This is a genomic window from Hungatella effluvii, assembly GCF_003201875.1.
GTDB classification, from domain to species: Bacteria; Bacillota; Clostridia; order Lachnospirales; family Lachnospiraceae; genus Hungatella; species Hungatella effluvii.
In genome coordinates this window covers 165,824-181,313 of the sequence record NZ_QJKD01000006.1, presented here as the reverse complement: position 1 = coordinate 181,313, position 15,490 = coordinate 165,824, and the positions used below count along the sequence as shown (strand labels likewise).

Below are 15,490 nucleotides of genomic sequence, written 5' to 3'. Positions count from 1 at the left end.
CGCGGCCGGATCTTCTGCGAAAAAAGAAGGAGGCAGTCATGAGTCAAGAGCAGTCTCAACCGTTTCATATAGAAAGAGCAGTTTCCAGCGATTACTCTGTGATATGCCGTCTGATCACCGAGGAACATGCGATGCACGTTACGGCCCGTCCTGATATTTTTCAGCCGTGTGGGACACTTTTAACAAAAGAAGAGTATGAGGCCATGCAAAAAGATGATACATACTTCTTGTATATGGCCAGGACCAGCGGAGGTGAAACGGCCGGGCTCTGTTTTGCGAAGCTGACGGAAACCGCTTCCCCACTGCTCTGCAAAAAGAAATTTCTTTATATTGAAGATTTTATTGTATCGGAACCGTTTCGGCGGCGGGGCATTGGCCGTATGCTGTATGCAAAAATCAAAGAGGCTGCGGTTCTGTCTGGTGCAGAAGGTGCAGAACTGACCGTCTGGAATTTTAACGAAAGCGCGGCCGCCTTTTACCGGGCGCTGGGTATGAAGGTGCAGTTTGTTCATATGGAAGAAAACTTTTAAAAAGTCTCTGTTCCATGACATAAAATTTTGGAAAAACCTTCTAGTGTATTATTCTCCCTCAGAGCCATAATAGGAGTGTAGCACAAAACACACCATGAAAAACACAAAACAAAAGCATGGTGATAGACGAAAAGGAGGCATATCAATATGTCAGGAAAATCTTCTAACACAACAAACGTACCAGAAGCAAGAGAAGCAATGGACAGATTCAAAATGGAAGTTGCAAACGAGATCGGTGTTCCGTTAACTAACGGTTACAACGGAAACTTAACCTCTGCACAGAACGGTTCTGTTGGTGGCTATATGGTTAAGAAAATGATCGAAGCTCAGGAAAGACAGATGGCTGGTAAATAAGCCAAGAAACAATAAAGAAGAGCCTTCAGTTTAAAACTGAAGGTTCTTTTTTTACTGTAATTGGGTTGTATATCTTTCGTTTTCATACTATAATGGTACATAACACCAAAAGAATGAGGGATACCATTTCATGAGAGTAATAGCAGGAAAAGCCAGAAGGCTTCTTTTAAAAACCATAGAGGGTCAGGATACAAGACCCACCACAGACCGCATCAAAGAGACTTTATTCAACATTTTAAATCCGGATCTGCCGGGCAGCACCTTTCTCGATCTCTTCTCCGGAAGCGGCGGCATCGGCATCGAGGCCTTAAGCCGCGGAGCCGACAGGGCAGTCTTTATCGAGATGAACCCAAAGGCCGCGGAATGCATCAGGGGGAACTTACAGACCACGAAGTTTACGGAAGAGTCCGTTGTCATGAACTGTGACGTTCTCACCGGCCTGCGCCGCCTGGAGGGTAAGGATTACGTCTTTGATTTCGTCTTCATGGATCCGCCCTACGGGAAGGAATCCGAGCGCCAGGTTCTGGAGTATCTGGCATCTTCCCCGCTTATTTCAGAGGACACGCTCATAATTGTGGAAGCGGATTTAAACACCGGCTTCGATTATCTGGAATCCATGGGGTTCGAATGCCGCAGAGAAAAGATCTATAAGACGAATAAACATGTTTTTATAGCAAAAGGAGTGGTTTTATGAAAACGGCCGTATATCCGGGAAGCTTCGATCCGGTGACGCTGGGCCATCTCGATATCATCGAGCGTTCGGCCCGGATGTCCGATCAGTTAATTATCGGAGTTTTGAATAATAATTCAAAAACTCCGTTGTTTTCTGTTCAAGAACGTGTTAATATGTTAAAGGAAATAACGAAAGATTTAGGCAATGTGGAAGTGAAAGCTTTTGCAGGGCTTTTGATCGATTTTGTGCGTGCGAATCAGGCTGATGTCGTAGTCCGTGGACTCCGTGCCGTCACTGATTTTGAGTACGAGCTTCAGCTGGCACAGACCAACCGGGTTATCGCACCGGAAGTGGATACCATATTTTTGACAACGAATTTAAAATACTCCTATTTGAGCTCCAGTATCGTCAAGGAAATCGCGTTCTATGACGGAGACATCAGTGCATTCGTTCCTGCCAGCGTGGCAGAATGCATCAGGAGGAAGATGGCAGATAGAAAATAGATAGAAAAACGGGTAAGGAGAGAGACGCATTATGATGAGTAGAATTGAACAGTTAATTGGTGAAATTGAAGAATATATCGATGGTTGTAAGTACCAGCCGCTTTCCAACAGTAAGATCGTCGTAAACCGTGACGAACTGGAAGAGCTTCTTGTGGAGCTGCGCCTTCGGATTCCGGATGAGATCAAACAGTATCAGAAGATCATCAGCAACCGCGACGTGATCTTAAACGAGGCTCATCAGCAGGCAGATTCCATACTCGCCCAGGCATCCGCCCATACGGATGAACTGGTTAATGAGCATGAGATCATGCAGAAGGCATACGCCCAGGCCAATGAGATCATCAATCAGGCGAATTTACAGGCCCAGGACATCGTTGAGAAGGCCGTCTCCGACGCCAATGATATCCGCCAGAGCGCCGTTCAGTACACGGACGATATGTTAAAGAGTCTTCAGACCATCATCAGCCACTCCATGGAAGGAGCACAGGGCAGGTTTGATGCCTTTATGACTTCCATGCAGTCCAGCTATGATATTGTCTCCTCCAACCGTCAGGAGCTGACCGGCGCGGTCATGCCGCCCACGGAAGCTGACGGCAGCATGCCAATAGAATAAAGATTGCCGCAGAAAGCAGACTGTGAACCGCTTTCCATGCTACATAGTGCCGGATGGATAATCCGGCATTTTTTATGACACTCTTTGTCTGAAAAATTCCGGACATCCCGCCGAAGGCGGTAGCGGCGGCGATCCACATGCCCCCCGCCATGGACGGAATCGAACCGGAGATGGCGCGGATTCCCGTTGTGATCTCCACAAAACCAAGCAGTGCCGCTTTTCCGGCCGGATTATGTAACGGAAGTCCCGTAATATAAAAGACAAGAATAGAAAACAGCATGATATAGCCGCCGATTTTCACCATGACCTCGCAGGAATCCATCAGACTTTCATCGAAGGTCAGCTGTGCTTCCCTGGAATATGGAAGCGACGGAGAGACCGTCTGGATTCCATAGAGCTTCCGGGACAGCCAGGCGATTAAGACCACCGGTAAATAAACAGCGGCCATAAGCATCCACACCGGTACGGCACCCGGCAGCTCTGTGGCCGCGTAGCCCAGCAGGAACATGGGACTGGGATGGTTGCAGATGCTTAATAAGTATCTGGCTTCCGCCTTCGTGATCCGTTCCCCATCGAGAAAATCGCTGCAGTTTCTGGCTCCCATGGGATAGCCGCAGAGGAGACCGGAGACGAGAATGTAGCTTCCTGCGTCCGAAAGCTTTAAAAAATTACGAAGAAACCCGCGGAAGGGAAATGTAAGAATATGGATCGCGTCCAGTGCGACGATGACGTTGGAGCAGATCATGAACGGCAGGAGTGTGGGGAGAACTACCGTGGCCCACAGAACCAGTCCGTTTTTTGCCCCCTGAGTCGCGGCCGCCGGACTTAACAGAAGAACGCAGAGCACCGCAACGGAACAGAAGCGGAAGAAGGATTTTTTCATGAGCACCTGAATAGATTGTTTTATACAAATATATGATGAGGCCGTATCGATATGATGATGATTCTTCTTTTAATCCTGCTTCTTTCCTTCTTTCATGTGACCATGATCGATTACCTTTACAACAATCCTACCTATTACCAGCTGGACGCCTATACATATGAGAGTGATGATTTCCGCAGTATGAGGTTGGGTAACCTGATCGCAGAATCCGGCCCCCTCGATTACGATCTGCTCACTTCCCTGATGATTGAGCACAATTACGATCTGACCGATGTCAAGGATACTGCCTGCCATACAGACCGCCTGCTGGCCGTGAAGCCGGCGGAATACCGGAAGCTGAAACAGGCGTATGAGACGGTCCTCGGCGATTTAAAGTTCTTTCCCATCCCGGATAATACGAACGCCGCATCTCCACCCGTCACCTTTGAGAACGGCTGGATGGATAAGCGCACGTACGGTGGGGAGCGCGGCCACGAGGGCTGTGACATCATGGGGACAGAGCGGCCCCGGGGATATTATCCCGTTGTCTCCATGTCGGATGGGATTGTGGAAAAGGTGGGTTGGCTGGAGAAAGGCGGATGGAGGATCGGAATCCGCGCTCCCGGCGGCGCCTATCTCTATTACGCCCATTTGTACGGCTACAGCCGGCAGTGGCAGGAGGGCGATGCCGTAAAGGCCGGAGAGCTGCTGGGCTTCATGGGTGACACCGGGTACAGCACAGTAGAAGGGACCACCGGTAATTTTGAAGTCCATCTTCATGTCGGGATCTATATGAAGACGGACCATGAAGACGAAATGAGCTTAAATCCCTACTGGGTATTAAAATATCTGCAGAAATACCGGTTGAAATATTCCTATTAGTATATTAAGATTGCCATAGAGAAAGGCAGGAGTTACACACGTGAGCGAATTGAAACTTTCCGAAGAGTATTTAAACAGAATGAGAGACTTACTGGGGGAAGAGGAATTTTCCGCCTATTTAAAAAGCTTCGACGAGGAACGGCTGTATGGACTGCGGGTCAATGCGGCAAAGGTCACGCCGGAAGCATTTCCGGAACTGGTTTCCTGGGATTTAAAGCCGGTACCCTGGATTCCAAACGGATTTTATTACGAGGGGACGGAACGTCCGGCCAAGGATCCCTATTATTACGCCGGACTCTATTACCTGCAGGAGCCCAGCGCCATGACCCCGGCCATGCTTCTTCCGGTGGAGCCGGGAGACCGGGTTCTGGATTTGTGCGCGGCGCCCGGTGGGAAGAGCACGGAGCTGGGTGTTAAGCTGGCTGGAAAAGGCGTCCTCATCTCCAACGACATCAGCAATTCGAGGGCGAAAGCGCTTCTTAAAAACCTGGAGCTCTGGGGGATTTCCAACATCTGTGTTACCAGCGAGACTCCCGATAAGCTGGCCGATGTATTCGGCCCGTGGTTCGATAAGATTCTGATCGACGCGCCGTGTTCCGGGGAAGGGATGTTCCGCAAGGACGATGATATGGTGAAAAGCTATGAGGAGCGCGGACCGGAGTACTACAGTGAAATTCAGAAGGAGATCACGGACCAGGCGGTCCGCATGCTGGCTCCAGGCGGCCTGCTGCTTTACTCTACCTGCACCTTTTCACGCTGCGAGGATGAGGAGATTATCTGCCATATTCTGGGGAACCACCAGGAGATGGAACTGATCAGGCTCCCTCTGTTTGAAGGCGCATCAGGCGGAATCGGCCTCGACGGCTGTGTCCGTCTGTTTCCTCATAAGATAAAGGGCGAGGGGCATTTTATATCCCTGCTGCGGAAAAACGGCGGTGGAGCGGAGAGGACGGCTGCGGGCAGCCGGGAACGTTCCAGGATGGAGCCGCAGGGGAAAAGGGCCTCAGCCCTTCCAACGGAGCTTACGGATTTTCTCGCCCTCATGAACCGGGAATTTGATAATTCCAGAATCATGATTAAAAATGATTCTGTCTATTATCTGCCGGAAAACTTTGTTCCGGCAAAGGAACTCCGTTATCTGAGAACGGGGCTTCTTCTGGGCGAACTGAAGAACAAACGCTTTGAGCCTGGACAGGCTCTTGCCATGACCCTTCATGCAGAAGAATTTAAGCAGACTATCTCCTGGAAAAAGGAGGATGACCGCGTCATCCGGTATTTAAAGGGAGAAACGATCTCCCTGACGCCGGAGGAAGGGCCGGTCAAGGGCTGGTGTCTCGTCTGCGTGGACGGCCATCCCCTGGGGTTTGCCAAGGGAACGGGTATGGCGCTCAAGAACAAATACTATCCGGGATGGCGGTGGCTGTGATGAAGGATACCATTAGGCTGGACAAATACTTAACGGAGATGGGCGAGGGAACGAGAAGCCAGATCAAAGAAATGGCCCGAAAGGGACGCATATCTGTAAACGGTGTGACGGAGAAGAAGAGTGAGCGTAAGATTTCTCCCTCCTCCGACACGGTCGCCGTAGATGGACGGAACGTGTCCTATGTGGAATATGAATACTATATGCTCCATAAACCGCAGGGCGTCGTCTCTGCGACGGAAGACAGGCTGCATGAGACGGTGGTGGATTTAATCACCGACAGGAAACGGGATGATTTATTTCCTGTGGGCCGCCTCGATATCGACACAGAGGGTCTGCTCCTCTTGACCAATGACGGAGATTTAACCCATCGCCTGCTCTCGCCGAAAAAGCATGTGGACAAGGTCTACTACGCCAAAATAGAGGGAATGCTTCCAGAAGACGCGAAAGACCGTATGGCGGAGGGTCTGGTTCTCTCAGACGGAACGGAAACGCTTCCTGCTGATTTGGAAGTCGTTCGTCGCGGGGACTTAAGTGAGCTGTCTGAGATCCGCCTTACGATTCATGAAGGAAAATTCCATCAGGTGAAACGGATGTTTGAAACACTGGGGTGTCGTGTGGTATACTTAAAGAGGTTATCCATGGGGACGCTTGTGCTCGATGAGGCACTGAAGCCGGGAGAGTACCGGCCGCTGACCCATAAGGAACTGGAACTGCTAAAAAAGACAAATCAGGAGTAATTATGATGATAGAAGAGACAAAAGCGGTCATATTCGACCTGGATGGAACACTTGTGGACTCCATGTGGATGTGGAAGGATATCGACATCGAGTTCCTTAAAAATTACGGGCACGACTGTCCTCCGGAGCTGCAGAAGGAGATTGAGGGAATGAGTTTTTCCGAGACTGCCGTCTATTTCAAGGACAGGTTCGGACTGAGGGAATCCATCGAAGACATCAAAGCCATCTGGCGGGAGATGTCCATCGAGAAATACCGCCATCAGGTGCCGTTAAAGGCCGGCGCCCGTGAATTTCTCATCCACTTAAAGTCCCGCGGCATCGCGGCCGGCATTGCCACCAGCAACGGAAGAGAGATGGTGGACGCAGTCATCGAAGCTTTGAAGATCGGAGACTATTTTCATGTGATCGCTACCGCCTGCGAGGTGGCAGCCGGAAAACCGGCGCCCGACATCTATCTGAATGTAGCTGGCCGTCTGGGCGTAGCCCCCGGTAAATGCCTTGTCTTCGAAGACGTACCCGCCGGAATACTGGCCGGGAAACGGGCTGGCATGACGGTCTGTGCTGTGGATGATGAGTTTTCCAGGCATATGGAAGCGGAGAAGAAGAGTCTGGCCGACTACTTTATCCGCGATTATTACGATATTATAAACAGAAATGGAGCAGCAATATGATACACGATTACCTGCCAATGAACCGCGCCGATATGAATATCCGCGGCTGGAAGCAATGTGACTTTGTCTATGTGAGCGGTGACGCCTATGTGGACCACCCCTCCTTCGGACACGCCATCATAACCCGGCTTCTGGAGGCGCACGGCTACAAAGTGGGGATAATCGCCCAGCCGGACTGGAAAGATCCGGAGAGCATCCGGGTGCTGGGAGAGCCCCGGTTGGGCTTCTTCGTATCCGGCGGAAATATGGACTCCATGGTAAACCACTATTCCGTTTCCAAAAAACGGAGACAGCAGGATTCCTACACGCCGGGCGGCGTTATGGGAAGGCGGCCCGATTACGCGACGGTCGTCTACTGCAACCTGATCCGCAGCGTCTACAAACGGGTTCCCATTATCATCGGAGGCATCGAAGCCAGTTTAAGGCGGCTGGCCCACTACGATTACTGGTCAGACCGGTTAAAGCACTCGATCCTGATCGACTCCCAGGCTGATTTAATCTCCTACGGAATGGGAGAGCGGTCCGTCGTCGAGATTGCAGACGCATTAAACAGCGGAATCGATATCAAAGACATTACCTTCATAGACGGAACGGTATACAAAACCAGCAGCCTGGACAGCGTTTACGACGCACTGACTCTGCCATCCTACGGCGCCATGAAAGAAAATAAGCTGGAATACGCCAGGAGCTATTATATCCAGTACAGCAACACGGATCCATTTACAGGGAAGCGTCTGGTGGAACCGTATCAGGATAATCTGTACGTCGTTCAGAATCCGCCTTCCAAGCCATTAACCACCGGGGAGATGGATGAGGTTTACGACCTTCCGTATATGAGGAACTATCACCCGTCCTATGAAGAGGAGGGCGGTGTTCCGGCCATTCGGGAGATCAAATTCAGCCTGATCAGTAACCGCGGCTGTTTCGGTGCATGCAGCTTCTGCGCACTGACCTTCCATCAAGGTCGGATCATTCAGGTGAGAAGCCATGATTCGCTGGTGGCAGAAGCAAAGCTCCTGACGGAAGAGCCGGACTTTAAGGGCTATATCCACGATGTGGGCGGCCCCACCGCTGATTTCCGCTCGCCTGCCTGTGAGAAACAGCTGACCAAAGGCGCATGTCCGAACCGCCAGTGCCTGTTCCCGGAACCGTGCAGGAATTTAAAGGCAGATCACTCGGATTATATTGAACTGCTCCGGAAGCTTCGCTCTCTGCCAAAGGTGAAAAAGGTCTTCATCCGTTCCGGAATCCGATTCGACTACGTGCTGGCAGACCCCAGCCGGAAGTTTTTAAAGGAACTGTGCCAGTACCATGTCAGCGGCCAGTTAAAGGTGGCCCCGGAGCACGTGGCGGACAAGGTGCTGAGCCGCATGGGCAAGCCGCAGAATAAGGTGTACCGGCAGTTTGTCAAAGAATATAAGGATATGAACGCGCAGCTTGGCATGAAGCAGTATCTCGTGCCGTATCTGATGTCCTCCCATCCGGGCTCCGGTCTGCCCGAGGCCATCGAACTGGCCGAGTACTTGCGGGACCTGGGATATATGCCGGAACAGGTGCAGGATTTCTATCCGACGCCGTCCACCATCTCCACCTGCATGTACTATACCGGATACGATCCGCGCACCATGGAAAAGGTCTACGTCCCCACGAACCCGCATGAAAAGGCCATGCAGAGAGCACTCATCCAGTACCGCAATCCAAAGAATTACGAACTGGTGGAGGAAGCGCTGAAGAAGGCCGGCCGCACCGACTTAATCGGATACGACAAAAAATGTCTGATCCGTCCCAGATTTTCCGGAGGCGGACAGTCTGCCGGCGGGAAAAGGCCGGGGAATGGGCAGCCAGCAAGTGGCAAAAGGCCAGGAAATGGGCAGCCAGCAGGCGGTTATCCGGCTGCAAGGCAGCGTGACGATAAACCGGCGGGAAAGAAAAAGACAATAAGAAACGTTCATAAAAAGGTTAAAAAATAAAAGAGAAAAGAAGGGATTCAAATGAAGATTGCAGTTGTAACAGGGGCCTCCTCAGGAATGGGCAGAGAATTTGTCAGGCAGCTGGCGGACCGTTTTAACGGAATCGATGAAATCTGGGTTATCGCCAGACGCGAAGACCGGCTGAAGGAGCTGGTCTCCACGGTTCCAGTGCGTTTGCGCATCTTCGCCGTGGATTTAACAGACCATAAGGAACTGATGGATTTTCAGTGCACACTGGAGGAAGAGCACCCCGATGTCAAATGGCTGATCAACTCGGCGGGCTTCGGAAAGATCGGACCGGTAGGTTCTTTAAATCTTGCCGATGAAGCCGGTATGGTGGATTTAAACTGCAAAGCGCTCTGTGTGGTTACGCATATGGTGCTTCCCTACCTTTCCGGGAACAGCCGCATCATTCAGCTGGCTTCCTCGGCGGCATTTCTCCCGCAGCCGGATTTCGCCATCTACGCGGCCACGAAGTCCTTCGTACTCAGCTACAGCCGGGCGCTTAACGAGGAGTTAAAACCGCGCGGCATCTATGTGACCGCAGTATGCCCTGGACCAGTCAAGACGGAATTCTTTGATATTGCGGAGACCACGGGCGAGATTCCGGTCTATAAGCGGATCGTCATGGCGGATCCGAAGCGCGTAGTAAAGAAAGCGATCCGCGACAGTATGATGGGACGGACCGTGTCGGTCTACGGCATTACCATGAAGGCATTTCATCTGCTCTGTAAGGTTCTGCCTCACGGCATTATCTTAAGAATCATGAAGGCGCTTTAACAAACGGGGATTGAAAAAACACTATACCGATAAAAAAGGAATGACAACTGTGAAAAAATACAACAAGGGGCAGTACGGATACCGGAACCATCATAAGAAAGTGGAGACAGGCAAAGTCGCCTTTGGCGCAGCCATGATTATCGCCCAGCTGATCGCAAGATATTTTGTGGACAGCACGGCCTGGAAGAACATTCTGACTGTCATGGCCATCCTTTCCGTTCTTCCCACGGCCAACGTGGCCTCACCGCTTCTCGCGGCCTGGCGTTTTAAGACGCCTTCCAAGGACTTTTACCGGAGAGCGGCGGGGTATGAGGGACGTTTTTCCATTCTGTACGACTTAATCATCACCACCAGAGACGCTATCATCCCCGCGGATGCAGCCATTGTCCAGCCCAGCGGCGTATTCCTATACTGTACCTCGCCAAAGCTTGATACTGCAAAAGCGGAGAAATTCTTAAAAGAGATGTTTGCGGGACACAAGCTGGATCTTGGCGTGAAGATCATTCTCGATGAAAAGGCATTTTTCCACCGGCTGGAGAGCCTGAAGCCGGCGGAAGAATACGAGGATGACGGCAGTGTGGACTACACACTCCAGCTGCTTAAAAATCTATCCATGTAAGGGGAATTGAAAGATGCGTTCTCTCATTGTTTCTGAAAATGAATCGGGTCAGCGGCTGGACAAGCTGCTGGCCAAATACTTAAATCTGGCCGGTAAGGGATTTCTCTATAAGATGATGCGCAAGAAAAACATCACGCTGAATGGAAAAAAATGTGATGGCTCGGAGAAGCTCGTCCAGGGAGACGAGGTCAAGCTGTTCTTCTCCGATGAAACCATCGAGAAGTTTTCCTCCCATACGCTCCAGGAGGTTAAAAAGGTGAATCTGCATATCATTTATGAGGATGACCATATTCTTCTGGTCAACAAGCCTTCGGGAATGCTTTCCCAAAAAGCGAAGGACACCGATGAATCCCTGGTGGAATACATCATCGATTATCTCATATCCAGCGGACAGTTATCCACAGAACAGCTCCAAAGCTTCCGCCCATCCGTCTGCAACCGTCTGGACAGAAACACCAGCGGCCTCGTCGTCGCCGGCAAGTCTCTGCCGGGCCTTCAGATTATGTCCGCGGTCTTTAAAGACAGAAGCCTGCATAAATACTACCGGTGCGTGGTAAAGGGCCGTGTGACGGAAAAACAGGTCATTACCGGATTTCTAAAAAAGGACGAGGCCACGAACCAGGTGACTGTCACCACAACGGAAACGGCGGGAAGCGTTCCCATTATGACGGAATATGAACCGCTCGGCTGGGCGGAGGACTGCACTCTGCTAAGCGTCAAGCTGATTACAGGGCGAACCCATCAGATCCGGGCGCATTTAGCTTCCATCGGTCACCCCATTCTCGGAGATTACAAATACGGTGAAAGCGCGGTCAATGAATACGCGAAAAAGCGCTGGAATATTCGTTCGCAGATGCTGCATTCCTGTACCGTTACCTTTCCTGAACTGCCGGAACCGCTTGCTTACCTTTCCGGTAAAACCTTTTCTGCGCCGCTCCCGCAGAACTTCCGGAAAATCTGCCGGGATTGGAGTTAGGCTATGGGAACATGGAATACGAGGGGCTTAAGAGGCTCCACGCTGGAAGACTTAATCAACCGCAGCAACGACAGCTACCGTGAGAAGAAGCTGGCCCTGATTCAGAAGGTGCCGACGCCGATCACACCCATCTCCATCGACAAGGAGAGCCGCCACATCACGCTGGCCTACTTCGACCAGAAGAGTACGGTAGACTACATCGGAGCCGTACAGGGAATTCCCATCTGCTTCGACGCCAAGGAGTGCGCCGTGGAGACGTTTCCCCTGCACAATGTTCATCCTCATCAGATTGCGTTCATGAGGGAGTTTGAGGAGCAGGGCGGCATTTCCTTCATCATTCTGTCCTATACAATGAAAAATGAGCTCTACTACCTCCCCTTTGATGAAATAAACCGTTTCTGGACCAGAATGGAGGAGGGCGGGCGCAAAAGCTTCACCTATGAGGAAGTGGATAAGTCCTGGCAGATACGCAGCTGCCGGGATATCTTTGTCCACTATCTGGAGATGATTCAGAAAGATTTGGACAGAAGAGATTGACAAGTCGGGCAGTGTCCCTTATAATAAACTACACGTTATCATGGTAGCACTTTACCATATGAAAGCAGTATGCAGCAACGTTCGGAGGAAGCTATGGCAAACAAATTATTACATACACCGGATGGCGTCCGGGACATCTACGGAGTGGAATGCACCCGAAAGGCAGCCATTCAGAACAGGATCTTAGAGATATTCCATCTGTACGGATATCAGGATATTGAAACGCCGACCTTTGAATTCTTTGATATCTTTCATGAATCCCGGGGTAGCGTAAAAGCAAAAGAGATGTTTAAGTTTTTCGACAGGGATAACCATACCCTGGTGCTCCGGCCCGATGAGACGCCGGCGATCGCCAGATGTGTGACGAAGTATTTTACAGAAGAGGATATGCCTTTGCGGCTCTGCTATTTGGAGCGGACCTTTATCAATAACACCAGCTACCAGGGACGGCTCAAGGAAGCGGCCCAGACCGGTGTGGAACTGATCGGTGACGACTCGTCCGACGCGGATGCGGAGATTCTCGCTATGGTCATCCGGGCCCTGAAGGCAGCTGGCCTCACGGAATTCCAGGTGGAGCTGGGAGAAGTTGATTTCTTCCGCGGCCTTCTAGAGGAAGCCGGCATGGACGAGGAGATGGAGGAGAAGCTTCGTGAGCTGATCGAGAACAAGAATTACTTCGGCGTGGAGGAGCTGGTGATGGAACAGCCCATTCCGCAGGAATTAAAGGATGCATTTCTAAAGCTTCCTGAACTGTTCGGTTCTCTGGAAGAGATCCAGGCCGCCAGAGAGTTTACGAAAAACCCGCGGGCCTTACGGGCGATCGACCGTCTGGAAGAGGTGAACCGGATTCTGGAATATTACGATTTGTCGGAATACGTTTCGTATGACCTTGGAATGCTGAGCCAGTACCAGTATTACACCGGAATCATTTTCAAGGCCTATACTTACGGAACCGGAGATTACATCGTAAACGGCGGGCGGTACGACAAGCTTCTAGTCCAGTTCGGAAAGGATGCGCCGGCCGTAGGCTTCGGAATCTCCGTCGATGATCTGATGCTGGCTTTATCCAGACAGAAGATCGATACACCGGTCCGGGTGGTCAATACCATGATTCTCTTCGAGCCGGAATCCAGAGAGCAGGCGATCCAGCTTGCGAAGCATTTCCGCGATACCTCCATGCCAGTGCAGCTTCAGCTTAAGAAGGCGGACAAGACGCTGGAGGCGTATAAAGCCTATGCGGGGCGCACCACCATTACGAACCTGCTGTACTTAGATGAGAAGGGCTTTTCCGTAAAGATTGTGAACTTGAACTTAGACCGGATGGATGAGATACCGCTGTCCGAATACTTAAAATGAGGGATGACATGAGATATTTGACATTTGCTCTGGCAAAGGGCCGTCTGGCAGAACAGTCGCTGGATCTGCTGGAAAAAATCGGAATTACGTGTGAAGAGATGCGGGATAAGAGTTCCCGGAAGCTGATCTTTACAAACGAGGAGCTGGGGATGCGTTTCTTCCTGGCCAAGGCAAGCGATGTGCCGACCTACGTGGAGTACGGCGCCGCCGATATCGGCGTGGTCGGAAAGGACACCATCCTGGAAGAGGGCCGGAAGCTCTATGAGGTGATGAACTTAGGGCTGGGTAACTGCCGTATGTGTGTCTGCGGACCGAAAGAGGCGGACGAGCTGTTAAAGCATCACGAGAGAATCCGTGTGGCCACCAAATATCCGGCCATTGCAAAGGATTACTTTTACAATAAAAAGCACCAGACCGTGGAGATTATCAAGCTGAACGGCTCCATTGAGCTTGCCCCCATCGTTGGCCTCTCCGAGGTCATCGTGGACATTGTGGAGACGGGCACGACGCTTAAGGAAAACGGCCTGACTGTGCTGGAAGAGATCTGTCCGCTGTCTGCCCGCATGGTAGTCAACCAGGTCAGCATGAAGCGGGAAAACGACCGGATTACCCGTCTGATCCATGATTTGAGAAATTTAATGCAGTCGATGGGCTGATGTTTTAAAACGCTCACTACAAGGAGGAAAACAAATGAGAATTGTTGCATTAGACGAAAATTCCAAAAAGGATATTCTCGCAGACTTATTAAAGCGTGATCCGAACAATTATACCGCTTATTCAGATACGGTCCAGGAGATCGTGGACACGGTAAAACGTGACCGCGACGCGGCCGTATTTTCCTATACAGAGCAGTTTGACCATGCCGTGATAGATGCCTCCACCATCCGGGTGACAAAAGAGGAGATTGAAGAGGCCATGAGAGAGGTGGAACCGGGACTTTTGGAGGTCATGAAGCGCTCCATGAAGAATATCCGGGCTTTCCACGAGAAGCAGAAGACGTACAGCTGGTTTGACAGCAAGCCGGATGGAACGATACTGGGCCAGAAGATCACAGCGCTTTCCAGTGTCGGCGTCTATGTTCCCGGCGGCAAGGCTGCTTATCCGTCCTCCGTTCTCATGAACATCATTCCCGCCGAAGTGGCCGGAGTCGAGAAGATCGTCATGGTAACCCCTCCGGGCAGAGACGGAAAGGTCAATCCCGTGACCCTCACCGCGGCGCATCTTGCAGGGGCGACCGAGGTCTATAAAGTGGGCGGCGCCCAGGCCATCGCGGCACTGGCGTTTGGTACCGAATCCATCCCGCGCGTCAATAAGATCGTAGGCCCGGGCAATATCTTCGTGGCGCTGGCCAAGAAGGCGGTATACGGCCATGTCAGCATCGACAGCATCGCCGGTCCCAGCGAAATTCTGGTCCTGGCCGATGAAAGTGCCAATCCCCGTTTTGTAGCGGCGGATCTCTTATCTCAGGCGGAACACGATGAACTGGCCTCTGCCATTCTGGTTACCACCAGCATGGATCTGGCAAAGAAGGTATCGGAAGAGGCGAAGCAGTTCACAAAGGAGCTTTCCCGCTCAGAGATCATTCAGAAATCGCTGGATAATTATGGCTACATCCTGGTAGCAGACTCCATGGCGGACGCCCTGGAAACGGTCAATGAGATCGCTCCGGAGCATTTGGAGATCGTGACGAAGAATCCATTTGAAGACATGACTCGTGTGAAAAATGCGGGAGCCATCTTCATAGGGGAATACAGTTCTGAGCCTCTTGGCGACTACTTCGCAGGCCCGAACCACGTGCTTCCGACTAACGGAACGGCAAAGTTCTTCTCCCCGCTGAACGTAGATGACTTCGTGAAGAAATCCAGCATCATTTACTATTCCAAAGATGCTCTGGAGGCCATTCATGAGGATATCGAGGCGTTTGCGGAGGCGGAGCAGCTGACCGCACACGCCAATTCTGTCAGGGTCAGATTTGAAAAGTAATCATACAGGATATTGAGA

At 51.3% G+C, this 15,490-nt stretch carries 18 protein-coding genes; 17 read left to right on the top strand and 1 reads right to left on the bottom strand.

Translation table 11 applies throughout. From position 1 onward, the window contains the following. Positions 1–38 precede the first annotated feature (38 nt). The 5 genes from DFR60_RS13235 (at position 39) to DFR60_RS13215 (ending at position 2,673) form a co-directional block, all read left to right on the top strand. Positions 39–530, top strand: coding sequence for a GNAT family N-acetyltransferase (locus DFR60_RS13235; RefSeq protein WP_110323309.1), 492 nt, complete (start codon positions 39–41; stop codon positions 528–530). 147 nt (positions 531–677) lie between these two features. After that, entirely contained in the window at positions 678–884 is a 207-nt protein-coding gene (locus DFR60_RS13230; protein WP_002604153.1) for an alpha/beta-type small acid-soluble spore protein, read from the top strand. Positions 885–1,014: 130 nt separating this feature from the next. Further along, a complete protein-coding gene (gene rsmD / locus DFR60_RS13225) occupies positions 1,015–1,578 on the top strand; it encodes a 16S rRNA (guanine(966)-N(2))-methyltransferase RsmD (protein ID WP_110323308.1) in 564 nt (187 codons plus the stop codon). Continuing rightward, positions 1,575–2,060, top strand: coding sequence for a pantetheine-phosphate adenylyltransferase (gene coaD, locus DFR60_RS13220; RefSeq protein ID WP_002604151.1), 486 nt, complete (start codon positions 1,575–1,577; stop codon positions 2,058–2,060). The genes rsmD and coaD overlap by 4 nt, the downstream gene beginning before the upstream one ends. Before the next feature lie 31 nt (positions 2,061–2,091). Next, entirely contained in the window at positions 2,092–2,673 is a 582-nt protein-coding gene (locus DFR60_RS13215; protein ID WP_002604150.1) for a hypothetical protein, read from the top strand. Here the strand turns inward: DFR60_RS13215 and DFR60_RS13210 are convergent. Then, the gene (locus DFR60_RS13210) at positions 2,630–3,556 is read right to left on the bottom strand and encodes a nucleoside recognition protein (protein ID WP_110323307.1); all 927 of its coding nucleotides are present in this window, start codon (positions 3,554–3,556) and stop codon (positions 2,630–2,632) included. The two genes, DFR60_RS13215 and DFR60_RS13210, sit on opposite strands and share 44 nt — an antisense overlap. Positions 3,557–3,613: 57 nt before the next feature. Here DFR60_RS13210 and DFR60_RS13205 point away from each other — a divergent pair, with 57 nt between their 5' ends. From DFR60_RS13205 to hisD, 12 genes are all read left to right on the top strand, one after another. Further along, positions 3,614–4,417: a M23 family metallopeptidase gene (locus tag DFR60_RS13205; RefSeq protein WP_490393316.1), complete on the top strand. Its 804-nt coding sequence runs from the start codon at positions 3,614–3,616 to the stop codon at positions 4,415–4,417. 79 nt (positions 4,418–4,496) lie between these two features. Then, positions 4,497–5,843 (top strand): RsmF rRNA methyltransferase first C-terminal domain-containing protein, encoded by a 1,347-nt coding sequence (locus DFR60_RS13200; protein WP_432764115.1) that lies wholly within the window; start codon positions 4,497–4,499, stop codon positions 5,841–5,843. Further along, positions 5,843–6,580: a pseudouridine synthase gene (locus DFR60_RS13195; RefSeq protein WP_110323304.1), complete on the top strand. Its 738-nt coding sequence runs from the start codon at positions 5,843–5,845 to the stop codon at positions 6,578–6,580. The genes DFR60_RS13200 and DFR60_RS13195 overlap by 1 nt, the downstream gene beginning before the upstream one ends. Before the next feature lie 2 nt (positions 6,581–6,582). Then, positions 6,583–7,251, top strand: coding sequence for an HAD family hydrolase (locus tag DFR60_RS13190; RefSeq protein WP_207659530.1), 669 nt, complete (start codon positions 6,583–6,585; stop codon positions 7,249–7,251). After that, complete coding sequence (locus DFR60_RS13185) at positions 7,248–9,221, top strand: YgiQ family radical SAM protein (protein ID WP_110323303.1); 1,974 nt, start codon at positions 7,248–7,250, stop codon at positions 9,219–9,221. Before DFR60_RS13190 ends, DFR60_RS13185 begins: the two co-directional genes overlap by 4 nt. A 21-nt stretch (positions 9,222–9,242) precedes the next feature. Further along, positions 9,243–10,001 carry an SDR family NAD(P)-dependent oxidoreductase gene (locus DFR60_RS13180; protein ID WP_110323302.1) on the top strand — a complete coding sequence of 253 codons (759 nt, stop codon included), beginning with the start codon at positions 9,243–9,245 and terminating at the stop codon, positions 9,999–10,001. A gap of 40 nt (positions 10,002–10,041) precedes the next feature. Beyond that, the gene (locus DFR60_RS13175; RefSeq protein WP_341457952.1) at positions 10,042–10,620 is read left to right on the top strand and encodes an O-linked GlcNAc transferase-like protein; all 579 of its coding nucleotides are present in this window, start codon (positions 10,042–10,044) and stop codon (positions 10,618–10,620) included. 13 nt (positions 10,621–10,633) lie between these two features. Next, the gene (locus tag DFR60_RS13170; protein WP_110323300.1) at positions 10,634–11,596 is read left to right on the top strand and encodes an RluA family pseudouridine synthase; all 963 of its coding nucleotides are present in this window, start codon (positions 10,634–10,636) and stop codon (positions 11,594–11,596) included. 3 nt (positions 11,597–11,599) lie between these two features. Then, positions 11,600–12,133, top strand: coding sequence for a Holliday junction resolvase RecU (locus DFR60_RS13165; protein ID WP_110323299.1), 534 nt, complete (start codon positions 11,600–11,602; stop codon positions 12,131–12,133). 93 nt (positions 12,134–12,226) lie between these two features. Next, a complete protein-coding gene (gene hisZ, locus DFR60_RS13160; RefSeq protein WP_110323298.1) occupies positions 12,227–13,489 on the top strand; it encodes an ATP phosphoribosyltransferase regulatory subunit in 1,263 nt (420 codons plus the stop codon). A gap of 8 nt (positions 13,490–13,497) precedes the next feature. Then, entirely contained in the window at positions 13,498–14,145 is a 648-nt protein-coding gene (hisG, locus tag DFR60_RS13155) for an ATP phosphoribosyltransferase (protein ID WP_110323297.1), read from the top strand. Between the two features lie 34 nt (positions 14,146–14,179). Continuing rightward, positions 14,180–15,472, top strand: a complete 1,293-nt coding sequence (gene hisD, locus DFR60_RS13150) for a histidinol dehydrogenase (RefSeq protein WP_110323296.1) — start codon at positions 14,180–14,182, stop codon at positions 15,470–15,472. Positions 15,473–15,490: the final 18 nt, after the last annotated feature.

Bases quoted from the DNA above. Each gene is read 5' to 3' on its own strand.
- hisD (WP_110323296.1), top strand. From the start codon at position 14,180: ATGAGAATTGTTGCATTAGACGAAAATTCCAAAAAGGATATTCTCGCA.
- DFR60_RS13235 (WP_110323309.1), top strand. From the start codon at position 39: ATGAGTCAAGAGCAGTCTCAACCGTTTCATATAGAAAGAGCAGTTTCC.
- DFR60_RS13175 (WP_341457952.1), top strand. From the start codon at position 10,042: ATGACAACTGTGAAAAAATACAACAAGGGGCAGTACGGATACCGGAAC.
- rsmD (WP_110323308.1), top strand. From the start codon at position 1,015: ATGAGAGTAATAGCAGGAAAAGCCAGAAGGCTTCTTTTAAAAACCATA.
- DFR60_RS13185 (WP_110323303.1), top strand. From the start codon at position 7,248: ATGATACACGATTACCTGCCAATGAACCGCGCCGATATGAATATCCGC.
- DFR60_RS13170 (WP_110323300.1), top strand. From the start codon at position 10,634: ATGCGTTCTCTCATTGTTTCTGAAAATGAATCGGGTCAGCGGCTGGAC.
- DFR60_RS13195 (WP_110323304.1), top strand. From the start codon at position 5,843: ATGAAGGATACCATTAGGCTGGACAAATACTTAACGGAGATGGGCGAG.
- DFR60_RS13190 (WP_207659530.1), top strand. From the start codon at position 6,583: ATGATGATAGAAGAGACAAAAGCGGTCATATTCGACCTGGATGGAACA.
- DFR60_RS13210 (WP_110323307.1), bottom strand. From the start codon at position 3,556: ATGAAAAAATCCTTCTTCCGCTTCTGTTCCGTTGCGGTGCTCTGCGTT.
- coaD (WP_002604151.1), top strand. From the start codon at position 1,575: ATGAAAACGGCCGTATATCCGGGAAGCTTCGATCCGGTGACGCTGGGC.
- DFR60_RS13230 (WP_002604153.1), top strand. From the start codon at position 678: ATGTCAGGAAAATCTTCTAACACAACAAACGTACCAGAAGCAAGAGAA.
- hisZ (WP_110323298.1), top strand. From the start codon at position 12,227: ATGGCAAACAAATTATTACATACACCGGATGGCGTCCGGGACATCTAC.
- DFR60_RS13180 (WP_110323302.1), top strand. From the start codon at position 9,243: ATGAAGATTGCAGTTGTAACAGGGGCCTCCTCAGGAATGGGCAGAGAA.
- hisG (WP_110323297.1), top strand. From the start codon at position 13,498: ATGAGATATTTGACATTTGCTCTGGCAAAGGGCCGTCTGGCAGAACAG.
- DFR60_RS13205 (WP_490393316.1), top strand. From the start codon at position 3,614: ATGATTCTTCTTTTAATCCTGCTTCTTTCCTTCTTTCATGTGACCATG.
- DFR60_RS13200 (WP_432764115.1), top strand. From the start codon at position 4,497: ATGAGAGACTTACTGGGGGAAGAGGAATTTTCCGCCTATTTAAAAAGC.
- DFR60_RS13215 (WP_002604150.1), top strand. From the start codon at position 2,092: ATGATGAGTAGAATTGAACAGTTAATTGGTGAAATTGAAGAATATATC.
- DFR60_RS13165 (WP_110323299.1), top strand. From the start codon at position 11,600: ATGGGAACATGGAATACGAGGGGCTTAAGAGGCTCCACGCTGGAAGAC.